Source organism: Streptomyces sp. enrichment culture (assembly GCF_964272855.1).
GTDB lineage: Bacteria > Actinomycetota > Actinomycetes > Streptomycetales > Streptomycetaceae > Streptomyces.
Genome location: NZ_OZ186847.1, coordinates 7,936,871 through 7,959,791 on the forward strand (window position 1 = coordinate 7,936,871; position 22,921 = coordinate 7,959,791).

Genomic DNA, 22,921 nt, shown 5'->3' on the forward strand with positions numbered 1-22,921 from the left:
AGCCCTTCTGTGGTCTCCTGAGGCGGGGACTTCCGGTGAGGTCCCCGACGAGGCACGGTTCGACCCCACGCTGTTCCCGAGGCGGCACCCGAGACCATGACCGCACCGACACCTCCGTCCCGCGCGGCGGCCCGCAAGGACCACCTGCTCGTCGTGGACGACGAACCCACCGTCCGCGAACTGCTGCGCACAGCGCTGCGCTACGCGGGCTTCGACGTGGACGCCGCCGCGACGGGACAGGAGGCGCTCGACCTCGCCGCGCAGCGCTCACCGGACCTGGTCCTGCTCGACGTGATGCTGCCGGACATGGACGGCTTCGAGGTGATCCGGCGCCTGCGCGCCCAGCCCCGGCAGCCTCGCCCGGGCCACGGCGGCGGCGTGCCCGTGCTGTTCGTCACCGCCCGCGAGGCACGCCAGGACCGCATCAACGGACTCCGGCTCGGCGGCGACGACTACATCACCAAGCCCTTCGACCTGGAGGAACTCCTCGCCCGCATCCAGGCCGTCCTGCGCCGCACCCGGGGTGAGCAGCCGTCCCGGCTGAGCGTGGGAGACCTGGAGCTGGAACCGGAGGGCCACCACGTCACGCGCGGCGGCAGGACGATCCGCCTGTCGCCGACCGAGTTCCGGCTTCTCCACTTCCTCATGGCCAACACCGGTCGCACCGTGACCAAGGAACAGATCCTGCAGAACGTCTGGGAGTACGACTTCGGCGGCGACCCGAGCATCGTCGACACCTACGTCAGCTATCTGCGCCGCAAGGTCGACACCCGGGAGCCGAAACTCATCCACACCGTCCGGGGCATCGGATACGTCGTCCGAGGGCCACGGACGTGACCTTCCCCGGGCGTCCGCTGCGGCGGCTGTCGCTGCGGGCCCGCCTGCTGTTCCTGGCCGTCGCGCTGGTCGCCGTGGGCCTGTTCGCCACCGGGGCCGTGGTGAGCACCGCGCTGCGGGGCTACCTCGAGGACCGGGTCGACGACCGGCTCGTCCTGACCGGGCAGATCGCCGCCCGCCTGTCCCCGCCCGCCGCCGACGACACCCCGCCGGTGATACGCGCCCTCGGCCTGTTCGGCGACGCGACCGTGACCTACCTCGACGACGCCGGCACCGTCCGCACGGCGTTCGAGGCGAGCACGGAACTCCCCGGCGGGGGACCGGACCTGCCGGAGCTCGACCATGCGGCCGTACAGGCCCACGGGGGCCGCCCCTTCACCGTCGGCGCCCGCCACGGCGAGCACCACTGGCGCCTGATCGCCCTGCCCCGGTCCGGCGTGCGGTTCCCCCTCCGGGCCGCGGACGAAGCGCCGGGAAGTGTCGTCGTGGCCACCTCCCTGGACGAGGTCGACCGTACGGTCGACAAGACCCGGAACATCTCCCTCACCGCCGGGACGGTGCTGCTCGCGGTGCTCACCGCGGCGGGATGGTTCGCCGTCCGCTCCGGTCTGCGTCCCCTGACCCGCATCGAGGAGACCGCGACCGCCATCACGGCGGGCGACTTCTCCCACCGCGTCCCCGAACTCGCCGCCCCGCACACCGAGGTGGGCCGGCTCACCGCGTGCCTGAACGAGATGCTCACGCAGATCGACACCGCGTTCGCCGCCCGCGCCGAAGCCGAGTCCAGGACGCGGCGCTTCTTCGCCGACGCCAGTCACGAACTGCGCACACCGCTGGTCGGCATCAAGGGATACACCGACCTCTACCGCATGGGTGCCCTGGCCACGCGTGAGGACGTCGACCAGACCATGACCCGCATCGCCGAGGAGTCCGAACGCCTCACCCGCCTCGTGGAGGACATGCTGCTCCTCGCCCGGCTCGACGAGGACGCCCACCGGCCGCCCGCCGGCACGGACCGGCACACGTCCTTCTCCCTCGACATCGCGCCGATGGACCTGCGCACCCTGGCCGCCGACGCCCTGCACGACGTACGCGCCCTCGACGCCGACCGGCCCGTCACCCTCACCGGCCCGGGCGGCGGGAGACCCGGCACCGCGCCGGCCGCGGCCGACGAGGCACGCCTGCGCCAGGTCGTCCTCAACCTGGTCGGCAACGCGGTCACCCACACCCCGCCGGGCACCCCCGTCCGGATCGGCGTCGGAACCGTCGGTGACCACGCCGTCCTCGAAGTCGCCGACCGGGGCCCCGGCCTGACGGACGGGGAGCGCGAACGGGTCTTCGACCGCTTCTACCGCGCCGACGCCTCCCGCACCCGCAGCACCGGCGCCGGCTCCGGCCTCGGGCTGGCCATCGCCCACGCCCTCGTCACCGCGCACGGCGGCCGCATCGACCTCGACACCGAGCCCGGGCAGGGGTGCACCTTCCGCGTCCTGCTCCCCCTGCCCGGCCACCCGGGGTGACGGTCAGCCGTCGAGGCGGCAGCCGGTGAGCAGGTCCGACGGGGTTGCCCCGGCCGGCCGGGCGACCGTGTGACTCGCGGGCGGGCGGTCCCCGGCGGAGAGCCAGCCCTCCAGCGCCGTGAAGGCCGAACGGTGGCAGGGCAGCAGGGGCCGGAGCCGGTCGGGGAACGCGTCGACGAGGGAGTCGGTGTGCGTGCCGTCCTCGATGCGGTAGTACCGGTGCAGACCGCCCCGGCCCGCTTCCCGGACCATCCGGGCGTAGACGTCGGAGTCCTGCCCGATGGGCAGCAGGACGTCCAAGGTGCCGTGGACGGTGATCAGCGGTTTGCCGATACGGCCGGTCAGCGCGACGCGCTCCACGGCGCGCCGGACGTCGGCGGGACGGTCGGCGTAGTCGTAGTCGGCGTCGCAGGCCGGGGTGCCCGGGGCGCAGTAGGGTGTGCCGGCCTCCGTCGCGCCGTCGAACGCCGGGTCGAACTCCTCGCGGTAGATCCGCTGGGTCAGATCCCAGTAGACCTGGTGGTGGAACGGCCACAGGAACTCCGAGCCGGCCGGGAAGCCCGCGTCGTGCAGTTCCTCCCGCGCCCGGTCCGCGCCGGGGCCGCCGGCCGCGTAGGCGGGGTAGTGGCGCAGCGCGGGAGGCAGGAACGTGAACAGGTTCGGGCCCTCGGAGCGCCAGAGCGTGCCCTCCCAGTCGACTCCGCCGTCGTACAGCTCGGGGTGGTTCTCCAGCTGCCAGCGCACGAGATAGCCGCCGTTGGACATCCCGGTGGCCAGCGTGCGCGCGGGCGGCCGGTGGTAGCGCTGGGCGACCACCGCGCGGGCGGCGCGGGTCAGCTGGGTGACGCGGGTGTTCCACTCGGCGACCGCGTCGCCGGGGCGTCGGCCGTCGCGGTGGAAGGCGAGGCCGGTGTTGCCCTTGTCGGTGGCGGCGTAGGCGTAGCCGCGGGCCAGCACCCAGTCGGCGATGGCCCGGTCGTTGGCGTACTGCTCGCGGTTGCCCGGGGTGCCGGCCACGACCAGGCCCCCGTTCCAGCGGTCGGGCAGCCGGATGACGAACTGCGCGTCGTGGTTCCAGCCGTGGTTGGTGTTGGTGGTGGAGGAGTCGGGGAAGTAGCCGTCGATCTGGATGCCGGGCACCCCGCCGGGCACGGCGAGGTCCTTCGGGGTGAGGCCGGCCCAGTCGGCCGGGTCGGTGTGACCGGAGGCCACCGTGCCGGCCGTGGTGAGCTCGCTCAGACAGTCGGTCACCTGGTGCGCGGCACCCGGTACCCGTAGACGGGACTCGCCGGCGCAGTGACCGTCCGCGGTGCCGGGGGCGGCCGGCCGGGCCGTCGCCGGTGCGGGGAGCAGGGCCGCGGCGGCGGCCAGGGCGACGGCGCCGAGAGCGGTGCGCCTTCTCGGGCGCCTGGTGACGCCGTTGGGCAGGGCCATCGAGAGCCTCCGGGGTGCGATGGATGGACGGCCTGGAGGCTAGGCGGCGAGTGGGGCGAGGGAACATGTGCGCGCCCGCCATGGTGAGCGGCCGACGCACGTGGTCTGCCGCCATGACGTGCGCCCGGCCGCAGGCGTGGTCCTTGGTGCGTGGTGCGTGGTGCGTGGTGCGTGGTGCGTGGTGCGTGGTGCGTGGTGCGCGGTGCGCGTGCCTGCGAGCGGGCGGGAGTGTGCCTTGACGCTGTGATGGTCCGTCAGGGGCAGGCTCCGTCCGCGATGGTGAAGTAGCCGGCCGGTGACTCCTTCAGTGTGTGGGTGACGAACGTGTTGTAGAGCCCCATGTTCTGTCCGGAGCCCCGGGCGTAGGTGTAGCCGCCGCTGGTGGTGGCCCGGCCCGCCTGGACGTGGGCGTAGTTGGAGCCGGTCCAGCAGGTGGCCGTGGCGCCGGTGGTCCGCGCGGTGACCGTGCCGGACAGCAGTCCCGTCCTGCCGTCGGCGTCGCGGGCGGCCACCGCGTAGCTGTGGGAGGAGCCCGCGGTCAGCCCGGTGTCGGTGTACGAGGCCGAGCCGGGCGTGGCGATCGGGGCGCCGTCGCGGTAGACGGTGTAGCCGGTGGCGCCGTCGACCGGGTTCCAGCCCAGGCCGATGGTCGTGTCGGTCGCGCCGGTGGCGGCCAGGCCGGTCGGAGCGGGCAGCGAACCGGGCTGGGAGCCGGACCCCTCCAGGCCGAAGAACCGGGCGATCCAGTAGCTGGAGCAGATCGAGTCCAGGAAGTAGGCCGCGCCGGTGCCGCCGCACTGCTGGGCGCCGCTGCCCGGATCGACGGGTGTGCCGTGCCCGATGCCCGGCACCCGGTTCACCTCGACGGCCACCGAGCCGTCCCCGGCGACGTACTCCTCGTGCCGGGTGGCGTTCGGCCCGATGGCGGAGGTTCGGGTCGGGGTCTGGGACAGGCCGTGCAGTGCGGTCCACTGGTCCCGGAGTTCGTCGGCGTTGCGCGGTACGACGGTGGTGTCCTGGTCGCCGTGCCAGACGGCCACGCGCGGCCACGGGCCGGACCACGACGGGTGGGCGCCGCGGACCCGCTGGGCCCACTGGGCCGGGGTGAGGTCGGTTCCGGGGCTCATGCACGAGTACGCGCCGAGCACGTCGTCGGCACAGCCGTAGGGCAGCCCGGCGACGACCGCGCCGGCCTGGAAGACGTCCGGGTAGGCGGCGAGCATCACCGACGTCATGGCACCTCCGGCGGACAGGCCGGTGACGTAGGTCCGGCGGGCGTCCGCGCCGAAGGCGGAGACGGAGTGCGCGGCCATCTGCCGGATCGACGCGGCCTCGCCCTGGCCTCGGCGGTTGTCGCCGCTCTGGAACCAGTTGAAGCACTTGTTGACGTTGTTCGAGGTCGTCGTCTCCGCGAACACCACGAGGAACCCGTACCGGTCGGCGAGTTCGGGCAGTCCGGAGTTGTCGGCGTAGCCCTGGGCGTTCTGCGTGCAACCGTGCAGCGCGAACACCACCGCCGGGTTCGGGGGCAGGGCCGCGGGCCGGTAGACGTACATGTTCAACTGGCCCGGATTGGCGCCGAAGTCGCCGACTCTGGTGAGGCCGACCGCCGCGTGGGCGGCCGGCGCCGGAGCGATCAGCGCCGCTCCGAGCGCCAGGGCGAGGACGGCCACCAGACGGGACAGCAGAGCACGCCGGACCCGTACCGACGGGCGGCGGCGCGGGGGATCGGCGGGTGGGGGTGCGGACGCGACGTGGGGTGGTGGTGGCTGCATGGCGGCTCCTCGGGTAGGTGCCCGGAACCGTAGAGCTGGTTCAATGCTCAACGGTATGGCGCAGGGCCCCACACCCGGCCCGGCCCGAGGCGGACCCGGACGGGTTGTGCCGCCACCCGCGGTCTGCTATTCGGCTGCGCCTCGTATTGCTGCTCCAGCAGCCTCGACCTGGTGGAGCAGCTTTCCGACGTCCCTCGGGAGGACGACGAGTTGCCGTGCGAGTCCGCAAGCCCCGCGAGCGCCTGCGGCTGGTCCGCTCGCGGCACCGCTGGGCGGGCTCCTGGGCGGAGTCTCGGGCTCCGTGTCCGGGGCGACCGCCACCCTGTGCGTCGGCACGGCCGGCATGACGCTGAGCGTCCTGCTCAACCTCCTGTCACCGCTGCGCGCCATGCGCGCGGTGCCCACCGGTACGGCCCCCGAGTCCGTCCGGTGAGGCACCCGGCGCCGGCGCCTCACGCGGCGCGTGCAGGACCGCGACCGGGGCAGCACGGCGCACACCCGGGTGCCGGGCGACAGCCGGTCGATCGAGCAGTGCCCGCCGATCTCGGCGGCCCGCTCGGCCATGGACCGCAGACCGACGCCCCGGTGCCGAGGCTCGGGGTCGATGCCGATCCCGTCGTCCAGGACGGTGAGCGTGAGCCGGTCCGCGTCCACCCGGACCCGCAACCGGGCGTGTGCGGCGCGGGCGTGGCGCACCACGTTGGTCAGCGCCTCCGCGGCGATCCGGTGGGCCGCCACCTCCACGGCCGCCGACAGCGACGGCAGGAACGACGGGCTGAGGTCCGCGTCGATCCGGGTCCGGGCGCCGTCGAAGGCGCAGACCAACTGCCGCAGGGCGCCGGTGAGACCCAGCTCGACCAGCGGCGCGGGACCCAGGTGCTCGGTGATCCGCCGCACTTCCGTGACCGCCGTGCCGAGGCCGTCGCTGACGCCGCGCAACGCCTCGCGGACCGGGTCGTCGGCGGGCAGGCTCAGGGTCGCGTTCTCGACCCGCAGCCGAAGCCCGGCGAGCGTCGGTCCGAGCCCGTCGTGGATGTCCCGGCGCAGATGACGCCGCTCCTCCTCCCGCGCCGTGACGATCTGTTCCCGGCTGCTGCGCAGTTCCTCCTGGAGCCGCAGCGAGGCCAGGGCCGGGGCGGCCTGGTTGGCCAGGGACGCCAGGATGCCGGTGTCGAAGCCGTCGAGCTGGGGGTGATCCCGCTGCGCCCGCACAGCCGCGGCACGGTCGCCCTGCGCAGCGCGGACCCGCACGACGCGCAGCTCGTCGACCCTCGGTACCTGTCGGACGAGAAGGGGGACGACCTCGCGACCCTGGTGGCCGGCGTCCGCGCCGCCCAACGCGTCCTGGTGGAACCGTACTTCGCGCGGTGGCGCGGGAAGCCGCTCACCGACGGGGCGCTCTCCGAGGACGAGAACGAGATCGCCGCCCACGTCCGGGCCACCGGCGGCAGCATCCATCACCTGGTCGGCACCTGCCGCATGGGCGCGGACCCGCACTCGGTGGTGGACCCGGAGTTCGCCGTGCGCGGTCTGACCGGCCTGCGCGTGGTGGACGCCTCGGCGATGCCGAGCATCGTACGGGCGCACACCCACGCGCCCGTGACCATGCTCGCCGAACGGGCGGCCGACCTTCTCGCCAGGGCCTGACCCACCCGCGAGGCGCGGGCCGGGTGGCGCGGGGCACAGTCGGCGCAGGGCCCCGGATCGCCGACGCGGCCGGGCCCGCCCGGTTCACGTGGTCCCCCGTCCGGCCCCGGTGCGTACGATCATGCGGTCCCCGCCCCATGTGAGGAGTCCCTTCCGGTGACCGTGTTCGTCCCCCGGCCCCGTTCCGTGCCCGGGCCGCTTTCCGTGCAGTGTCCGACGCGTACGGAGGACGGCGAGCGGCTGTCCGCGCTGCTGTGGGCGCCGGGGCCGGGGTGGCGGATGATCAGCAACGCCGTGCTCGGCGGCGGCATCGGTGAGCGTGGCTGGGTGCTCAACGCGCAGGTGGCGCACGGTTACCGCCGGCGCGATCCCGACCGGCACCTGGCCGAGCTGGCGGACGCCATGGGTCTGCGGGGTCCGGGCGTCGGCCTCATGACCGCGGCCGACGTCTCGGCGTACGCGCAGGCGTACGACGGGGGCGTAGGGGCCGTCGCCACCGCGGGCGTGTCCGTGCGGGGGTGGGCCGCCGTCGCGGCGGAGGGGACGGCCGTCCCGGCCGGGCCCGGCACGATCAACACCGTCGTCGCCGTGCCCGTGGCCCTGACCGACGCCGCCCTGGTCAACGCGGTGGCGACCGCCACCGAGGCCAAGGTGCAGGCGCTGCTGGACGCCGGTCTCGACTGCTCGGGCACCCCGACCGACGCGGTGTGCGTCGCCGCGGCCGTGCCCGGCCCCGGCATCGAGGCGCACGCCTTCGCCGGCCCCCGTTCCGTGTGGGGTGCCCGGCTAGCCAGGGCCGTCCACCGTGCCGTGCGCGACGCGGTGCCCGCACCGTGACGCCCCCGCCCGGCGTCAGTCAGCCCGGGCCGTCCCCGGCTCGTCGCCGTCCTCCAGCGGCTGCTCGCACCAGATCGTCTTGCCGCGGTGGCCGAAGCGGGTGCCCCAACGGCCCGTGAGCTGCGCGACGAGCCCGAGACCCCGGCCGCCCTCGTCGGTGACACGGGCGTGCCGCAGGTAGGGGGCGGTGCTGCTGCCGTCGGAGACCTCGCAGACCAGGGTGCGGTCGCGGATCATCCGCAGCCGGATCGGCGGGGTGCCGTAGCGGAGGGCGTTGGTGAGCAGCTCGGTGACGATCAGTTCCGTGGTGAAGGCCAGGTCGTCCAGCCCCCACGCCGTCAACTGGTGCGCGGCGAGGCGCCGCGCGGTGCCGACGACGGCCGGGTCGGCGGGCAGGGTCCACTCGGCGACGTGGTCCTCGTCCAGCCCCCGAGTGCGGGCGATCAGCAGTACGGCGTCGTCCTCGACGGGCTCCCGCATCATGGCGTACACGACGTCGTCGGCGAGCTGGCGCGGGGTGCGGCCGGACTGGGCCAGGACGCGGTGCAGGGTGGCCCTGGCCGCCTCGGTGTCCGGGCCGGGCGTCGAGGGTACGAGGCCGTTGGTGTAGAAGGCCAGCGTGGCGCCGTCCGGGAGCGTCACGTCGGCCGGTTCGTAGCCACCCCGGCGGGTTCCGAGCAGCGGGCCGGCCGGTACGGCGAACCGGATCGGGTCGCCCTCCGGTCCGACGGCCACCGGGGGCGCGTGTCCGGCGCTTGCCGCGGTGCAGGCACGAGTGATCGGGTCGAACACGGCGTACAGGCAGGACGCGGTGACCGGCTCGCCGTGCTCGGGCGCCAGTTCGGTGGTGATGTCGTCGAGGCAGGCCAGCACCTCCTCCGGTGCCAGGTCCCGTGTCGCCAGGGCCAGCAGCGCGGTCCGCAGCCGGCCCATGGCGGCCGCGGCCTCGATGCCGCTGCCGGTGACGTCACCGACCGTCAGGGCGACCCGGGCGCCGGACAGCGGGATGACGTCGTACCAGTCGCCGCCCGCCCCGGTCGTGCCCGGCAGATGCAGCGGCGCGGTCTCCACGGCCGTCAACGGAGGCGGCGTACGGGGCAGCAGCTGGCGTTGCAGGGCGCTCGCGATGCCGCGTTCGTAGGCGTAGCTGCGGGCGTTGTCGATGCTCAGCGCGGTACGCCGGGCGAGCTGTTCGGCCAGCGCCAGGTCCTCCTCGTCGAACGGGCGGGGATCGCGGTGCCGGTAGTGGGCGGTGATGCCGAGGACGGTGCCGCGCACCACCAGCGGGGTCACCAGGAACGAGTGGACGCCCGCCTCGGTCAGCCGCCGGGCCCGTTCCGGGTCGGCCGCGAGCCACGGCTCGTCCGGCGTCAGCCGCGCGACCAGGCGGGGTGCCGCGTCCCGCAGGCTCTGGGTGAACGGCGTCGGGAACGGGAAGGTGGACAGCGCGCCCGACCGCGGCCGGGCCGGGCCGCCGTCCACCGAGCGGAACACCACCCGCCGCAACGGCACGTCCGCGTCGACCGGCCCCGCGGGCGGCCGCGCCCCGCGTACCGCCTCGTCCAGCACGTCCACCGAGACCGCGTCGGCGAACCGGCCCACCACCACGTCGGCGAGCGCCTCCGCCGTCGCCCGCATGTCCAGGCTGGTGCCGATCGCCCGGTGCGCGTCGTGCAGGATCTCCAGCCGGTCCGCGACCCGCTGCCGGGCGGTCACGTCCTGGGCGACGGCGACGCCCAGCACGGGTCCGCCGCCGGGCCGCACCCGGAACACCGACACCGAGACCACCGCCTCCTGGTCCGGGGCCGTCGGTGGCCGGCCGCGCAGCAGCCGGTCCTGGACCCGCGACTCGCCCGCCAGCACCCGGCGGGCCAGTTCGGGGAACTCCGGATCGTCGAAGCCCTCCGCGACCTCGTCGAGCCGCTTGCCCAGGACGGACTCCTCCGACAGCCCGCGCACCCAGGGCCCGGCGCGGTTGTACCGCACCACCCGCAGCTGCTCGTCGAAGACGTACAGCCCCACCGGCGCCTGGGTGAACAGAGCCTCCAGCACGGCGGCGGGCAGCTCCCCGGAGTCAGGGCCGGGCATGGCCGGATCCCGCTCCGGCCGCGGGGCCGGCGGCGTCCAGCTCCGCGTCCAGCGCCATGGCCGCGATGATCAGCGCCAGGTGCGTGAACGCCTGCGGGAAGTTGCCGAGCTGTTCGCCCGTCGGGCCGATCTCCTCGGCGAACAGACCGACATGGTTGGCGTAGGTGAGCATCTTGTCGAAGGCGTACCGGGCCTGCTCCAGCCGCCCCGCGCGGGCGAGGGCGTCGACGTACAGGAAGCTGCACAGCGAGAAGGTGCCCTCCGCGCCGCGCAGTCCGTCGGGGGAGGCCGCGGGGTCGTAGCGGTGGACCAGGCTGTCGGCGACCAGCTCGGCGTCCATGGCGTCCAGGGTGGACAGCCAGCGCGGGTCCTTCGGGGCGATGAAGCCGACGAGCGGCATCAGCAGCAGCGACGCGTCCAGCACCTGGCTGTCGTAGTGCTGGACGAACGCCTGCCGCTCCGGGCTCCAGCCCCGCTCCATCACCTGCCGGAAGACCGCGTCGCGGGCGGCGGTCCAGCGGGGCACGTCGGCGGGGCGGGCGAAGGCCGTGGCGTGCCGGATGGCGCGGTCGAAGGCGACCCAGCACATCACCCGGCTGTAGGTGAAGTCGCGCTGCCCGCCGCGCGTCTCCCAGATCCCCTCGTCGGGGCGGTCCCAGTGGTCGCACAGCCAGTCGATCAGCGCGGCGAACCGCTGCCACGCCTCGTAGCCGCCCGCGCTGCCGAGGTCGGGGCCCTGGCTGAGCGCGAACACGGCCTCCCCGTAGATGTCCATCTGGAGCTGCCCGGCCGCCGCGTTCCCGATCCGTACCGGTGCCGAGCCGCGCCAGCCCTCGAAATGGTCCAGTTGCTGCTCCGGCAGCCGGGGATCGCCGTCGACGCGGTACATGATCTGCAGCGGTTCGCCGCTGACCGTGTCGCCCAGCCGCAACCGGTCGCCCAGCCAGTGCCGGAAGGCGTGGGCCTCGTCGCCGAAGCCCAGGTCGAGCAGGGCCCGCACGGACAGCGAGGCGTCCCGCACCCAGGTGTGGCGGTAGTCCCAGTTGCGTTCGCCGCCGACCTGTTCGGGCAGGCCCGTCGTGGCGGCGGCGACGGGGGCGCCGGTGGGCGCGTAGGTGAGGAGTTTCAGGGTGATCGCGGACCGGTTCACCTGCTCCTGCCAGCGGCCCCGGTAGCGGCTGCGGCCGATCCAGCCGTGCCAGAACTCCCGCACCGCGGCGAACTCCGCCCGCAGCCCGTCCCCGGTGACCCGCTCCGGTGCCGGGCTGCGGGAGTCGTCCAGGGTGAGGACGGCGGCGGCCACCTGCCCCGCGGACAGGGTCGCGGCGGCGCGGACCCCGTCGCCGTCCCGCCGCAGCGGTACCGCACCGAGGGTCTGCAGATACGCCGTCACCGACCGGCCGCGGAAGCGGGCCTCGGCGGTGTCCGCCTCCAGCTCGTGCCGCTCCCGCCCGTAGTCGAAGCGCGGACGGCACTCCAGGGCGAACCGCACCGTGCCCCGGACCGTCCGCATCACGCGGATCACCCGGTGCCGCCGGCTCGCCTCCTCCGGCCGGTCGACCGGCATGAAGTCGGCCAGCTCGCCCACGCCGTCCGGCGTGAGGAACCGGGTGATCAGGACGGCGGTGTCGGCGAGGTAGAGCTGGCGGACGGTGACGCCGGGCGCGTCGGCCGTGATCGTGAAATGCCCGCCGCGGTCGTGGTCCAGCAGCGCGGCGAAGACGCTCGGCGAGTCGAACCGTGGCCAGCAGAGCCAGTTCAGGACGCCCTCCGAGGACACCAGGGCACAGGTCTGGAGGTCACCGATCAGGCCGTGCTCGGCGATGGGAGGGTAGCGGCGCATGCCCGGCACCTTTCGGACGGATGGCGGGGCCCGCTCGCGCTGCCCCGCCTCTCCACCTTCCGGGCGACGGCCGCCCCGCGACCAACGGGGGTAGGCCGCAGAGGTGACGCGTCCGCCGTCGCGCCGCCGCGCTCAGCCCTTCGCCAGCAGGCCCCGGCCGCGCAGCACCCGCCGCTCCAGCGGGCTGAAGATCAGCAGGTCGATGGCGATGCCCACGAGCAGGATCAGGAAGATCGCCAGGAACACCTGCGACATGCTGGCGTTGTTCCGGCCGTTCTCCAGCAGCTGGCCGAGCCCGACGCCGAGGTCGGGGGAGGAGGCGATGATCTCCGCGGCCATCAGGGACCGCCAGGAGAACGCCCAGCCCTGCTTCAGCCCCGCCAGGTAGCCGGGCAGGGCACCCGGCAGCACGATGTGCCAGGCCTCGCGCAGCCCGGTCGCGCCCAGCGTCCGGCCGGCGCGCAGGAACAGCGGCGGGATCTGGTCGATGCCCGCGACCAGGCCGTTGGCGATGGACGGGACCGCGCCGAGCAGGATCACGGCGTACATCATGGAGTCGTTCAGGCCGAGCCAGATCACGGCCGGCGGCACCCAGGCCACCGACGGCAGCGACTGCAGTCCGGACAGGATCGGCCCGATGGCCGCCCGGACGAAACCGACCCGGGCGACCAGCAGACCGAGCGGCGTGCCGATGGCCAGCGCCAGCAGGAAGCCGAGCAGGCCGCGCGAGACGGACGTCCAGATGTAGTCGAGGAGGGTGCCCTGGAGCCAGGCGGTCTCCACCTCCGCCCAGACGGCGCCGGGTGAGGGCAGCTTGTAGGCGGGGGCGGCCCCGGCCCACACCAGCAGCTGCCAGACCGCCAGCACCAGCGCGACGGCGCTGACGGGCGGCAGCACCTTGCGGGTCAGGGTGGTCCGCAGCGGCGTACGGCTGACCTGGACCGAGTCCAGGGCGTCCAGCCCGGCCTCCAGGCCGGCGAGGTCGTCCTTGGCGGGTGTGTCAGTGCTGGCCATGGCGGCGGATCTCCCCACGCAGTTCTTCGGTGATCTCTCGGGACAGCTCGGCGACCTCGCTGTCCTCGATGCGGCGCGGCTGTGGGATGTCCACGGTCCACTGGCGGGCGATCCGGCCCGGGCGGGAGGACAGCAGCACCACGCGCTGGGCGAGCCGTACCGCCTCACGCACGTTGTGCGTCACGAACAGCACGGACAGGCCGGTCTCGCGCCAGATCCGGGTCAGCTCGTCGTGCAGCACGTCCCGGGTGATGGCGTCCAGGGCGGCGAACGGCTCGTCCATCAGCAGCAGCCGGCTGTCCTGCGCGAGAGCACGCGCCATCGCGACGCGCTGGCGCATACCGCCGGACAGTTCGTGCACCCGCTTGCCGTGCGCGTCCCGCAGGCGTACGAGCTCCAGCAGCCGTTCCGCCTCCGGCCGGCGCTCGGCCTTGGCGACCCCGCGCAGCTTCAGCGCGAGTTCGATGTTCTGACCGGCAGTCAGCCAGGGGAAGAGGGCGTGGTCCTGGAACATCAGGGCCGGGCGGCCGTCGGTCCCGATGGACCCGGCGGACGGCTCGTCCAGTCCGGCGACCAGGTTGAGCAGGGTGGACTTGCCGCAGCCCGAGGCGCCCAGGAGGGTGACGAACTCGCCGGGTGCGACATCGAGGCTGATGTCGTCCAGCACGAGCTGCCGCCCGGCGGGGCCCGGGAACGACTTCGAGACGTGGTCGATCCGGGCGGCGTACGGTGTCGCCGGGGCGTGCTCCTTGACCGGGGCCGATGCGGTGGCCATGGTCGTCACCTCCTGGGAACTCGTCGGGTGTGCGTCAGCTGGCGCCGAGACCGGCGTCGTCGACCTTCTCGGCGCCCTCGGCCGCGAGGACCTTGTTGAGGAGCGTGAGGTCGTAGATGCCCTTCAGGTCCGGCTCCTCCAGCAGGCCGGCCTTCACGGCGTGCGCGGCCTCGGTGTCGAGGGTGGCGGCCAGCGGGTCGTCGAGGAACGTGATCGACTTCCAGGCCGGGTCGATGACCTCGGCGGGCAGCGCCTTGCCGGAGTCACGCTCGAGCGCGTCGTTGGCGGCGGCCTTCGCCTCGTCCGGGTTGGCGTTGATCCACTCGTTGCTCTTCACGGCACCGCGCAGCACCGCCTCGACGACGTCCGGGTGCTTCTTCAGGAAGTCCTGGGACACGATGATGTTCGTGATCACGAACTGCTTGTCGGGCCACAGGTCGGCCTCGTCGAGCAGCACCTCGGCGCCCTCGGCGACCAGCTTCGACGCGGTCGGCTCCGGCACCCAGGCGCCGTCGATGGAGCCGGACTTGTAGGCGTCCGGGGTGACCTTGTTGTCGGTGCGGACGACGGACACGTCGCCCTTGCCGCTCTCCGCGTCGACCTTCCAGCCCTGCTCGGCGATCCAGTTGAGGAACGCCACGTCCTGGGTGTTGCCGAGCTGCGGGGTGGCGATCTTCTTGCCCTTGACGTCCTTCAGGGACTTGATCTTGTCCGGGTTGACGACGAGCTTCACGCCGCCGGACGCCGAACCGCCGATGATGCGCAGGTTCTGGCCGTTGGACTTGGTGTAGCCGTTGATCGCGGGGGAGGGGCCGATCCAGCCGATGTCGATCGACTTGGAGTTCAGCGCCTCGATCTCCGACGGGCCGGCGTTGAAGGTGGCGTACTCGGCCTTGGTGCCGCCCAGTTCCTTCTGGAAGATGCCCTTCTCACGGCCGACGAGTGCGGTGCCGTGGGTGAGGTTGGGGAAGTAGCCGATGCGCACCCGGTCCGCGGAGAGCTTCTCGGCGTCGGCCGCGACCTCGGCCTGCGGGTTGTCGTCCTTGGACTCGGCGCCGTAGCCGCAGGCGGTCAGCAGAAGGGGGAGCGTCGCTATGGCGGCGAGGGCGCGGAGAGCGTTGAGCGGTCTTGCGGCAGACACGGAGGTGTCCTCTCAGGGAAGGGTGATCAGGGAAGCGCGAGAAAAGCGGGGCGGCATGCCCGTGGGGGGCGCGACAGGGCTCTGCGTGGGGCGCCGTGGAGCTGCGGAAGGGCTCAGACGAGCCGACAGATCGCGCTGGAGACGCGGCCGAGATCGATGTGGCGACGCGAGGTCAGACGAGGCAGGAGAGGAGCGGCGGGGCTGAACGTGAGCGCACGCATGACGACCCCCCTGGATTCCTAGTTTTCCTACCTGGTTGCTAGGGATCGTGGCAGAAGGGTGCCCGCACCCCAAGGGGCTTTTCAAATGATGGACATTGTCATCCCATAACTTGGGATGCAGGCGGAATCAGGGGTTCACCCAGGCGTCCGGCGCATGGGTCAGCGCGGACACATCCGCAGGTAGCTGCGCCGACGCGACGTCGGCGAGCGATACGCCCTCCAGGATCTCTCGCACATTTGATCGCAGCGCGATCCACAGCGGCAGAAGTGATTCGGCGGGGCCGGTGTAGGACAGCTCCGGCGGGCGGACGCCGCGCACCGAGACCAGCGGTCCGTCCACGGTGCGGATCACGTCGGCGATGCTGATGGCGTCGGCGGGCTTGGCCAGCCGGTAGCCGCCGTTGCCGCCGCGCTGGCTCAGCACGAGGCCGCCGCGCCGCATGTCGTTGAGGATGCTTTCGAGGAACTTGTGCGGAATGTCCTGGGCGGCCGCGATCGCCTCGGCCTTCAGTGGCCCGTCGTCCCGGGACGCGGCGAGTTGCAGCGCGGCTCGTACCGCGTAATCCGCCCTGGCTGAGATCCGCATACGGCCATTATCCCGCAGGTCCCGGCCGCTCTCCGTAGGGGGCACGGGGACCCGTGGCCCGCCCCGCCCCCGTCGCCGACCGGTGTCAGATCGGCAGGGCGAACGGCGGGTGCGCGCCGTTCAGGAAGTAGTCCCCGACATCGCGGAGGCGATGGGCCGTGGGCTCGTAGAGGGTGTGGGTGCGGGCGTTGCGCCAGAAGCGGTCGAAGCCCAGCCGGGCGGAGGTCGAGCGGGCGCCGACGATGTCCAGGGCCCGGCTGGTCGACTCCTGCGCGGCCCGGGTGGCCGCGGCCTCGGCCATGGCCACCAGGACGGCGGTCTCCGCGTGCTCCTCGAAGGTGAGGTCGTCGCCGCGGGCCAGTCCGTCGCACACCGCGGCCAGGGCCTGATCGGTGAGGGCGGAGGCGGCGCGGGTGAGGACCGTCAGCTCACCGAAGGCGGTCAGTACGTGCGGGTCGTGCGGGGAGCCGACCGGCCAGGCGGGGTGCCAGGGCGCGTGACCCGCTCTGCCGTACTCCCGGGCTTCGGAGAGCACGCCCTCGGCCATGCCGAGCTGGAGCTGGGCGGACAGCAGCCGCCCGACCGGCGACACCAGGGCGGCGCGCGGCGACAGCGCCTCCTCCTCCGCGGACAGCGAGCCGAGGACGTCCTCGGCGGCGACCGGCACGGCGTCGAACTCCATGCTGCCGCCGGCCGCGAGCCGCTGGCCGAAGGGGTCGGCATCGTTGTCGATCCGCACGCCGGGGGCGGCCGGGTCGACGAGGACGGCGACCGGTTCGGCCATGTCCGTGCGCATGGCCCGTACGACGACGCGGTCGGCCACCAGCACTCCGGTGACGTAGCTCTGGCGGCCGTCCAGCACATGGCCGCCGGCGGTGGGGGCCAGAGCCAACTGCGGCTCCTGGCGGGCCAGGCCGCCGCCCCAGCACCACTGCTCCGCCGCGGACCGCCGGCCGAGCCGGTCGGCGCAGACGGGGTCGCCGAGGAACCGGGCGCTCCACGACAGGAAGTAGTGCGAGCCCAGCAGTTGGCCGATGGCGCCGTCGGCCGCAGCGATCTCCCGCACGACGGCGCAGGCCGTGGGCCAGTCCGCGCCGCCTCCGCCGAGTGCCGCCGGTATCAGCAGGGTCAGCAGCCCCGCCTCGCGCAGCCGCGACACCTCGTCGAACGGGGCCTTGCCGGCCTGTTCCCGGACCACCGCGTCGGTGGCCAGGTCGTCCGCCGTCTCACGGGTGACGCGCAGCCAGTGCGCACGGCCGGGCCCGGTTCGCTCGGGCTCCGCGGCGGGCTGGGACGGCGCAGGGGCAGTGGGCATGTGCCTCATCCTGCGCAGCGTTCTGAGGCACCGTCAATACTTTCCTAGTAAATCGATAGGAAATCTGGGGAAGGCGGCTCGTAGGGGTCGTCCGGCATACGGGCCGCAGTTGACGGGACGTGCGATGTACTGCTCAATTAATCGCATGAATGCCGAGCAGCGCCTGGTCACCCGTGGCCACATCGACTTCGGTCGGGTGTGGTCCGCGGCGTGTTGCGCCTGACGCGGCAGCGGGTCGGCCGACCGGCCCCCTCTCTTTCCCGGCCCATCCCGTAAGCGGGCCGGACTCCTCGTTCCCGGCACCCGTGTTGCCGCTCTCCCGCCGCGCCGCCGGCCCACGCCCCGGCGTCGCCGCACCCGTTCACCACGTTCACCACCCGGTTCCGCACTGAGGCCGCGGTGCCGTGCCCGCACGCCCCGCACGGCACGGCGCCGCCTCAGCGAACCCGAGGAAAGGCCCTCTCCCATGCCCGTGGAGTTCCTTGGCATCGCCGCCACCAACGACGGCTCCGAAACCACCCCGCGCTCCGGTGCCGCCTTCGACAAGGAGTACACGCTCCGGCTCGCCCGGGCGCACGAGGACCACGGCTGGGACCGGGTGCTGTTCGCCTACGGCTCGGGATCCCCGGACCCCGCGCCGGCCGCCGCCTACGTCGCGAGCAGGCTGGAGCGGCTGCAGATCCTGCTCGCCCACCGCCCCAACGTCTCGTACCCGACGTTCGCCGCGAAGACCTTCGCCACCCTCGACCAGATCAGCGAGGGCCGGCTGACGGTGCACTTCATCACCGGCGGGAACGACCACGAGCAGGGCCGCGAGGGCGACACCCTCACCAAGGACCAGCGCTACGAGCGCACCCGCGAGTACATCCGGATCGTCAAGAAGATCTGGACGACCCACAAGCCCTTCGACCACGAGGGCGAGCACTACCGCTTCCACGACTTCGTCAGCGACGTCTTCCCGGTGCAACACCCCCGCCCCGGCGTCTCGTTCGGCGGCTCCTCACCCGCCGCGTACGCCGCGGGCGGCGCCGAGGCCGACATCTACTGCCTGTGGGGCGAACCCCTGGAGAGGACGGCCGAGCAGATCGAGGCCGTGAAGGCCGCGGCGCGGGCGGCCGGCCGCACCGACGTGCCCCGCATCCAGGTGGCGTTCCGGCCGATCATCGCCCCCACCGAGGAACTCGCCTGGGAGAAGGCCCACCGCACGGTCGGGGCCATCCGCGAGCGCCGCGAGGCCGGACTCGTCCGCCACCACCGCAGCGGTGCCCCGCAGAACACCGGCTCCCAGCGGCTGATCGCCATCGCGGAGGCGGGGGAGCGCTACGACCGCGCCCTGTGGACCCCGACGGCCGCCGCCACGGGCGGCGCGGGCAACTCCAACGCCCTGGTCGGCACCCCGGAGACGGTCGCTCAGGCCCTCCTCGACTACTACGACCTCGGCGTCGACATCCTCTCCGCCCGCGGCTACGACCTGCTGGGCGACGCCATCGACTTCGGCCGGTACGTGATCCCGATCGTCCGCGAGGAGGTCGCCAAGCGCGACGCCGAACGCGCCGCCCGCGGCACCCAGACCCTGGCGGCGGTGGGGGAATGACGTCCGCCCCCGACCTGACCGTCGTTCGGGTCCCGGTCTGCGACCCCAGAGTCCGGCCGCTGCTGCGCGAACCCGGCGACGAGTACTCCACCCGCTACGGCAAGGACGCCCACGCCGAACGCGCCCGCTACCCGGACGAGGAGTTCACGGCCCGGTACGGCGGTGTCCTCCTGCTGCTCCTCGAGGGCGGCGAACCCGTCGCGGGCGGCGCGTTCCGCCGGTACGACGCCGGCACGGCCGAACGGATGGGGGTCCCCCCCGGACGGAGTCTGGGGGAGGATCCGGACGCACTCCGCCCACCGGCGGCGCGGCCTCGCCCGGCGGGTCGTCGCCGAGCTGGAACGCGAGGCGCTCGCCCGCGGCTACCGACGCGTCTACCTGACCACCGGCCCGCGCCAGCCCGAGGCGCGCGGCCTGTACCTGGCGACCGGCTACACCCCGCTCTTCGACACGCACGCCGATCCGGAGACCATCGGCCCGCTGCCCTTCGAGAAACACCTGCCGCACACCGCCCGCACCACAGCCGCCACCGGAAAGGCAGCCACCCCGTGAACCTACGACGCACCGTGTCCGCACTCGGCCTCGCGCTCCTGCCGGTCCTCGCGCTGACCGCCTGCGGCTCCGGCGGCACCACCGGCACCACCGCGGTGGGCGCGCAGCCGTCCCCCGCGCCGACCGACGACCCGGTCGCCGCCGTGCGCAAGGTGGACTCCATCGCCGCCCTGCTGCCCGCCGACGTGCGGAAGTCGGGCACCCTGCGGGTCGGCAGCTCCATCGGACTCCCGCCCGGCGCCTACTACCCGAACGGCTCCGACAAGGCACCCGCCGGCCAGGACATCGACCTCGCCGACGCGGTCGCCAAGGTCCTCGGGGTGAAGCTGGAGCGCCAGGAGGCGTCGTTCGAGTCGATCCTGCCCGCGCTCGGCAGCGGCAAGTTCGACGTCGGCACCGGCAACTTCGGCGTCACCACCGAACGCCTGAAGCGCGTCGACTTCGTCACCTACATCAACGACGGCCAGGGCTTCGCCGTCCGGAAGGACAGCCCCGCACTCGAAGGAAAGGTCACCGACCTCACCCAGCTGTGCGGCCTGACCGTCGGCACCAACGCCGGCACCACCTTCGAGGCGACCCTCGAAGCGGAGAAGGGCGTGTGCGCCGAGGCGGGCAAGAAGCCGTACGACGTGAAGGTGTACTCGGAGAACGCGGCGAGCCTCACCGCGCTCCAGCAGGGCCGGATCGACGTGATCATGTCGACCATCAACGGACTGCGCTACCAGGCGTCCCAGCCCGCGTCCCGGACCGCCTTCCTCGGCGAGTACCACCGGCTCGACGTCGGTTTCGCCTTCCAGAAGGGCTCCCCGCTCACCAAGGCCTTCCAGGCCGCGGTCAATGAGCTGATCGAGAACGGCACCTACGCCCGGATCCTCGACAAGTGGGGTACCAGCGCCTCCGCGATCGACGCGTCGCGGATCAACCCGCCAGAGCACAGGTGACCCATGAGCAGCGACACCTTGACCGAACCGACGAAGCGACTGGCCGGCGAACCGGCCGAGTTCAGGGTCGTCCCCGTCCGCCACTACGCCCGGTGGGTGGCGGCCACCGCCGTGATCGTGCTGGTCGCCCAGTTCGCGCACGGGCTGGCCACCAACCCCGTGTGGGAGTGGCACGTATTCCGTGACTACATCCTGTCCGAGACCATCGTCCAGGCCGTGTGGGTGACGCTCCAGCTCACCGCCTACGCCACCGTCCTGGGCTTCCTCCTCGGCACCGTGCTCGCCTTCATGCGCCTGTCCCGCAGCCCGGTGCTGCAGACCGTCGCCTGGACGTACATCTGGGTCTTCCGGTCCATCCCGATGATCGTCCAGCTGGTGTTCTGGTTCAATCTGAGCGCCCTGTACGAGCGGCTCGGCGTCGGCATCCCGTTCGGGCCGGTGTTCTGGTCCGTGGACAGCAACAGCCTCATCGGCACCATCGGCGCCGCCGTCATCGGACTGACGCTGCATCAGGCGGCGTACGCGGCCGAGATCGTCCGCGGCGGTGTCATCGCCGTCGACCACGGGCAGCTGGAGGCAGCCGCGGCGCTCGGCATCCCCCGGCTGCGCCAGATCCGCCGGATCGTGCTCCCGCAGGCCATGCGGGCCATCCTGCCCACGGCCGGCAACGAGATCATCGGCCTGCTGAAGGGCACGTCGGTGGTGTACGTGATGTCGATCGGCGAGCTGTTCTACCAGGTGCAGGTGATCTACGGCCGCAACGGCCGGGTGATCCCGCTGCTGCTCGTCGCCACCGCCTGGTACGTGGTTCTGACCTCCGTGCTCTCGGTCGCCCAGTACTACGTCGAACGGCACTTCGCCCGCGGCGCCGACCGCACCCCGCCGCCCACCCCGCTCCAGCGCGCCCGGCGCCTCGTCCGCGACCTGCGCACCGCGGCCGCCCGGCGCGACCAGCCCGTCGTATCCCTCAAGCCCCTGGGAGACAGCCGATGAGTCAGGTGATGGTGGACGTCCACGGCGTCCACAAGAGCTTCGGGCCGCTGGAGGTGCTGCGCGGCGTCGACCTCCAGGTCCGCGCCGGAGAGGTCACCGTGATCCTCGGCCCGTCCGGCTCCGGCAAGTCCACTCTGCTGCGCGCCATCAACCACCTGGAGAAGGTCAACCGCGGCTGGATCGGCATCGACGGCGAACTCATCGGCTACCGCCGCTCCGGCGACAAGCTGCACGAGCTGCGGGAGAAGGACGTCCTGAAGCAGCGCACCCACATCGGGTTCGTCTTCCAGAACTTCAACCTCTTCCCGCATCTGACCGTGCTGGAGAACATCGTCGAGGCCCCCGTCTCGGCGCTGCGCCGCCCGCGCAAGGACGCGGAGCGGGCCGCCCGCCGGCTGCTCGACCGGGTCGGGCTCGCCGACAAGGCGGACGCCTACCCGCGTCAGCTGTCCGGCGGCCAGCAGCAGCGCGTCGCCATCGCCCGCGCGCTGGCCCTCGAACCGAAGGTGCTGCTCTTCGACGAGCCCACCTCGGCGCTCGACCCGGAACTCGTCGGCGAAGTCCTCGACGTCATCAAGGACCTGGCCGCCGGCGGCACCACCATGATCGTCGTCACCCACGAGATCGGCTTCGCCCGCGAGGTCGCCGACACCGTGGTGTTCATGGACGGCGGCGTCGTCGTGGAGCAGGGGCCGCCCGCGGCCGTCCTGGACGCCCCGCGGCACGAACGCACCCGCGCCTTCCTCTCCAAGGTCCTCTGACCACCCCGCAACCCTCACCGCACGCAAGGAGAACCACCGTGTCCACGCTCACCCGCCGTACCTCCGCAGCGGCCCTCGGACTCGCCACCGCTCTCGTCCTCGCCGCCTGCGCCAACCCCGACGACGGCGGCACCACCGAGGTCGCGGACACCAAGGGCACCAAGACGAAGATCAACACCAGCCCCGACCAGGACCGCGTCACCACCGGGAAGATCGACTCCATAGCCGCCCAGGTCCCGAAGGAGATCCGCGAGAGAGGCACCCTGGAGATCGTCTACTCCTCCACCTCGGCGGCGCCGCTGAACTTCTACGCCACCGACAACAAGACCCTCATCGGCGTGGAGACCGACATCTCCCGCCTGGTCGCCGACGTCCTCGGCCTGAAGCCGAAGGTCAACACGGTCTCCTGGGAGAACATCTTCGTCGGCCTCGACAGCGCCAAGTACGACGTCGGCTTCAGCAACATCACCGTCACCGAGGAACGCAAGGAGAAGTACGACTTCGCCACCTACCGCGAGGACAACCTCGGCTTCGAGGCGAAGAAGGGCAGCGGCCTGAAGATCGACGGCCCCGAGGACGTGGCGGGCCGGACCGTCGCCGTGGGCAGCGGCACCAACCAGGAGAAGCTGCTCATCGAGTGGAGCGAGGAGAACGAGAAGGCCGGCCGGAAGCCGGTGGACATCAAGTACTACCAGAACGACAGCGACACCTACCTCGCCCTCCAGTCCGGCCGCATCGACCTCTACCTCGGCCCCCACCCGACCGCCGCCTACCACGCGGCCACCTCCGGCAAGACCGAGGTCGTCGGCACCTACTCCGGGGCCGGCGCCACGCTCCAGGGCCTCATCGCGGCCACCACCAAGAAGGACAGCGGCCTGGTGAAGCCGCTCTCCGCCGCGCTCGACGAGGTCATCGACAACGGCACCTACGCGCAGGTGCTCAAGCGCTGGGGCCTGTCCGACGAGGCCGTCCCGGGGTCCGAGATCAACCCGCCCGGCCTGCCCAAGACCAACCAGTAGCCGTCCCGCCCGTCCCGCACCTCGAAGG

General features: G+C 72.9%; 20 protein-coding genes and 1 pseudogene. 10 read left to right on the top strand and 11 right to left on the bottom strand.

Annotated elements, in window-relative coordinates:
- Positions 1 to 96: 96 nt before the first annotated feature.
- Both ACSU6L_RS35375 and ACSU6L_RS35380 read left to right on the top strand, forming a co-directional pair.
- Entirely contained in the window at positions 97 to 837 is a 741-nt protein-coding gene (locus ACSU6L_RS35375; protein WP_437063591.1) for a response regulator transcription factor, read from the top strand.
- Positions 834 to 2,357: a sensor histidine kinase gene (locus ACSU6L_RS35380; RefSeq protein WP_437063593.1), complete on the top strand. Its 1,524-nt coding sequence runs from the start codon at positions 834 to 836 to the stop codon at positions 2,355 to 2,357. The genes ACSU6L_RS35375 and ACSU6L_RS35380 overlap by 4 nt, the downstream gene beginning before the upstream one ends.
- Positions 2,358 to 2,360: 3 nt before the next feature.
- Here ACSU6L_RS35380 and ACSU6L_RS35385 read toward each other — a convergent pair whose 3' ends face one another.
- The 3 genes from ACSU6L_RS35385 to ACSU6L_RS35395 all read right to left on the bottom strand — a co-directional run bounded on the left by ACSU6L_RS35385 (position 2,361) and on the right by ACSU6L_RS35395 (position 6,778).
- Complete coding sequence (locus ACSU6L_RS35385) at positions 2,361 to 3,791, bottom strand: 3-hydroxybutyrate oligomer hydrolase family protein (protein WP_437063595.1); 1,431 nt, start codon at positions 3,789 to 3,791, stop codon at positions 2,361 to 2,363.
- A 254-nt stretch (positions 3,792 to 4,045) separates the two neighbouring features.
- On the bottom strand, positions 4,046 to 5,566 hold the full coding sequence (locus ACSU6L_RS35390; RefSeq protein ID WP_437063597.1) for an extracellular catalytic domain type 1 short-chain-length polyhydroxyalkanoate depolymerase: 1,521 nt from the start codon (positions 5,564 to 5,566) through the stop codon (positions 4,046 to 4,048).
- A 126-nt stretch (positions 5,567 to 5,692) separates the two neighbouring features.
- A complete protein-coding gene (locus tag ACSU6L_RS35395) occupies positions 5,693 to 6,778 on the bottom strand; it encodes a sensor histidine kinase (protein WP_437063599.1) in 1,086 nt (361 codons plus the stop codon).
- On the opposite strand from ACSU6L_RS35395, the gene ACSU6L_RS35400 reads away from it, so the two are divergent.
- Together ACSU6L_RS35400 and ACSU6L_RS35405 are read left to right on the top strand one after the other, a co-directional pair.
- Positions 6,758 to 7,213 carry a GMC oxidoreductase gene (locus ACSU6L_RS35400; RefSeq protein ID WP_437063601.1) on the top strand — a complete coding sequence of 152 codons (456 nt, stop codon included), beginning with the start codon at positions 6,758 to 6,760 and terminating at the stop codon, positions 7,211 to 7,213. The two genes, ACSU6L_RS35395 and ACSU6L_RS35400, sit on opposite strands and share 21 nt — an antisense overlap.
- Before the next feature lie 156 nt (positions 7,214 to 7,369).
- Entirely contained in the window at positions 7,370 to 8,050 is a 681-nt protein-coding gene (locus tag ACSU6L_RS35405) for an adenosylcobinamide amidohydrolase (RefSeq protein WP_437063603.1), read from the top strand.
- Between the two features lie 15 nt (positions 8,051 to 8,065).
- Here ACSU6L_RS35405 and ACSU6L_RS35410 read toward each other — a convergent pair whose 3' ends face one another.
- The 8 genes from ACSU6L_RS35410 to ACSU6L_RS35445 all read right to left on the bottom strand — a co-directional run bounded on the left by ACSU6L_RS35410 (position 8,066) and on the right by ACSU6L_RS35445 (position 17,033).
- Entirely contained in the window at positions 8,066 to 10,138 is a 2,073-nt protein-coding gene (locus ACSU6L_RS35410) for a SpoIIE family protein phosphatase (RefSeq protein WP_437063605.1), read from the bottom strand.
- The gene (locus ACSU6L_RS35415; protein WP_437063607.1) at positions 10,125 to 11,981 is read right to left on the bottom strand and encodes a glycoside hydrolase family 15 protein; all 1,857 of its coding nucleotides are present in this window, start codon (positions 11,979 to 11,981) and stop codon (positions 10,125 to 10,127) included. The genes ACSU6L_RS35410 and ACSU6L_RS35415 overlap by 14 nt, the downstream gene beginning before the upstream one ends.
- A 132-nt stretch (positions 11,982 to 12,113) precedes the next feature.
- Positions 12,114 to 12,995 (bottom strand): ABC transporter permease, encoded by an 882-nt coding sequence (locus ACSU6L_RS35420; protein ID WP_437063609.1) that lies wholly within the window; start codon positions 12,993 to 12,995, stop codon positions 12,114 to 12,116.
- The gene (locus ACSU6L_RS35425) at positions 12,982 to 13,770 is read right to left on the bottom strand and encodes an ABC transporter ATP-binding protein (RefSeq protein ID WP_437063611.1); all 789 of its coding nucleotides are present in this window, start codon (positions 13,768 to 13,770) and stop codon (positions 12,982 to 12,984) included. The genes ACSU6L_RS35420 and ACSU6L_RS35425 overlap by 14 nt, the downstream gene beginning before the upstream one ends.
- Positions 13,771 to 13,804: 34 nt before the next feature.
- The gene (locus tag ACSU6L_RS35430; RefSeq protein ID WP_437063613.1) at positions 13,805 to 14,911 is read right to left on the bottom strand and encodes an aliphatic sulfonate ABC transporter substrate-binding protein; all 1,107 of its coding nucleotides are present in this window, start codon (positions 14,909 to 14,911) and stop codon (positions 13,805 to 13,807) included.
- A gap of 113 nt (positions 14,912 to 15,024) precedes the next feature.
- Positions 15,025 to 15,132 (bottom strand): putative leader peptide, encoded by a 108-nt coding sequence (locus ACSU6L_RS35435; protein WP_437063614.1) that lies wholly within the window; start codon positions 15,130 to 15,132, stop codon positions 15,025 to 15,027.
- A gap of 127 nt (positions 15,133 to 15,259) precedes the next feature.
- Entirely contained in the window at positions 15,260 to 15,718 is a 459-nt protein-coding gene (locus ACSU6L_RS35440) for an RrF2 family transcriptional regulator (protein WP_437063616.1), read from the bottom strand.
- Positions 15,719 to 15,803: 85 nt separating this feature from the next.
- Complete coding sequence (locus ACSU6L_RS35445) at positions 15,804 to 17,033, bottom strand: acyl-CoA dehydrogenase family protein (protein ID WP_437063618.1); 1,230 nt, start codon at positions 17,031 to 17,033, stop codon at positions 15,804 to 15,806.
- 466 nt (positions 17,034 to 17,499) lie between these two features.
- On the opposite strand from ACSU6L_RS35445, the gene ACSU6L_RS35450 reads away from it, so the two are divergent.
- From ACSU6L_RS35450 to ACSU6L_RS35475, 6 genes and pseudogenes are all read left to right on the top strand, one after another.
- Positions 17,500 to 18,627: an LLM class flavin-dependent oxidoreductase gene (locus ACSU6L_RS35450; RefSeq protein WP_437063620.1), complete on the top strand. Its 1,128-nt coding sequence runs from the start codon at positions 17,500 to 17,502 to the stop codon at positions 18,625 to 18,627.
- A pseudogene (locus ACSU6L_RS35455) lies at positions 18,624 to 19,179 on the top strand (GNAT family N-acetyltransferase). Before ACSU6L_RS35450 ends, ACSU6L_RS35455 begins: the two are co-directional and overlap by 4 nt.
- On the top strand, positions 19,176 to 20,120 hold the full coding sequence (locus ACSU6L_RS35460) for an ABC transporter substrate-binding protein (protein WP_437063622.1): 945 nt from the start codon (positions 19,176 to 19,178) through the stop codon (positions 20,118 to 20,120). Before ACSU6L_RS35455 ends, ACSU6L_RS35460 begins: the two are co-directional and overlap by 4 nt.
- A 3-nt stretch (positions 20,121 to 20,123) precedes the next feature.
- A complete protein-coding gene (locus ACSU6L_RS35465) occupies positions 20,124 to 21,113 on the top strand; it encodes an amino acid ABC transporter permease (protein ID WP_437063624.1) in 990 nt (329 codons plus the stop codon).
- Between the two features lie 8 nt (positions 21,114 to 21,121).
- A complete protein-coding gene (locus ACSU6L_RS35470) occupies positions 21,122 to 21,874 on the top strand; it encodes an amino acid ABC transporter ATP-binding protein (RefSeq protein ID WP_437065159.1) in 753 nt (250 codons plus the stop codon).
- 38 nt (positions 21,875 to 21,912) lie between these two features.
- A complete protein-coding gene (locus ACSU6L_RS35475) occupies positions 21,913 to 22,893 on the top strand; it encodes an ABC transporter substrate-binding protein (protein ID WP_437063626.1) in 981 nt (326 codons plus the stop codon).
- Positions 22,894 to 22,921 lie beyond the last annotated feature (28 nt).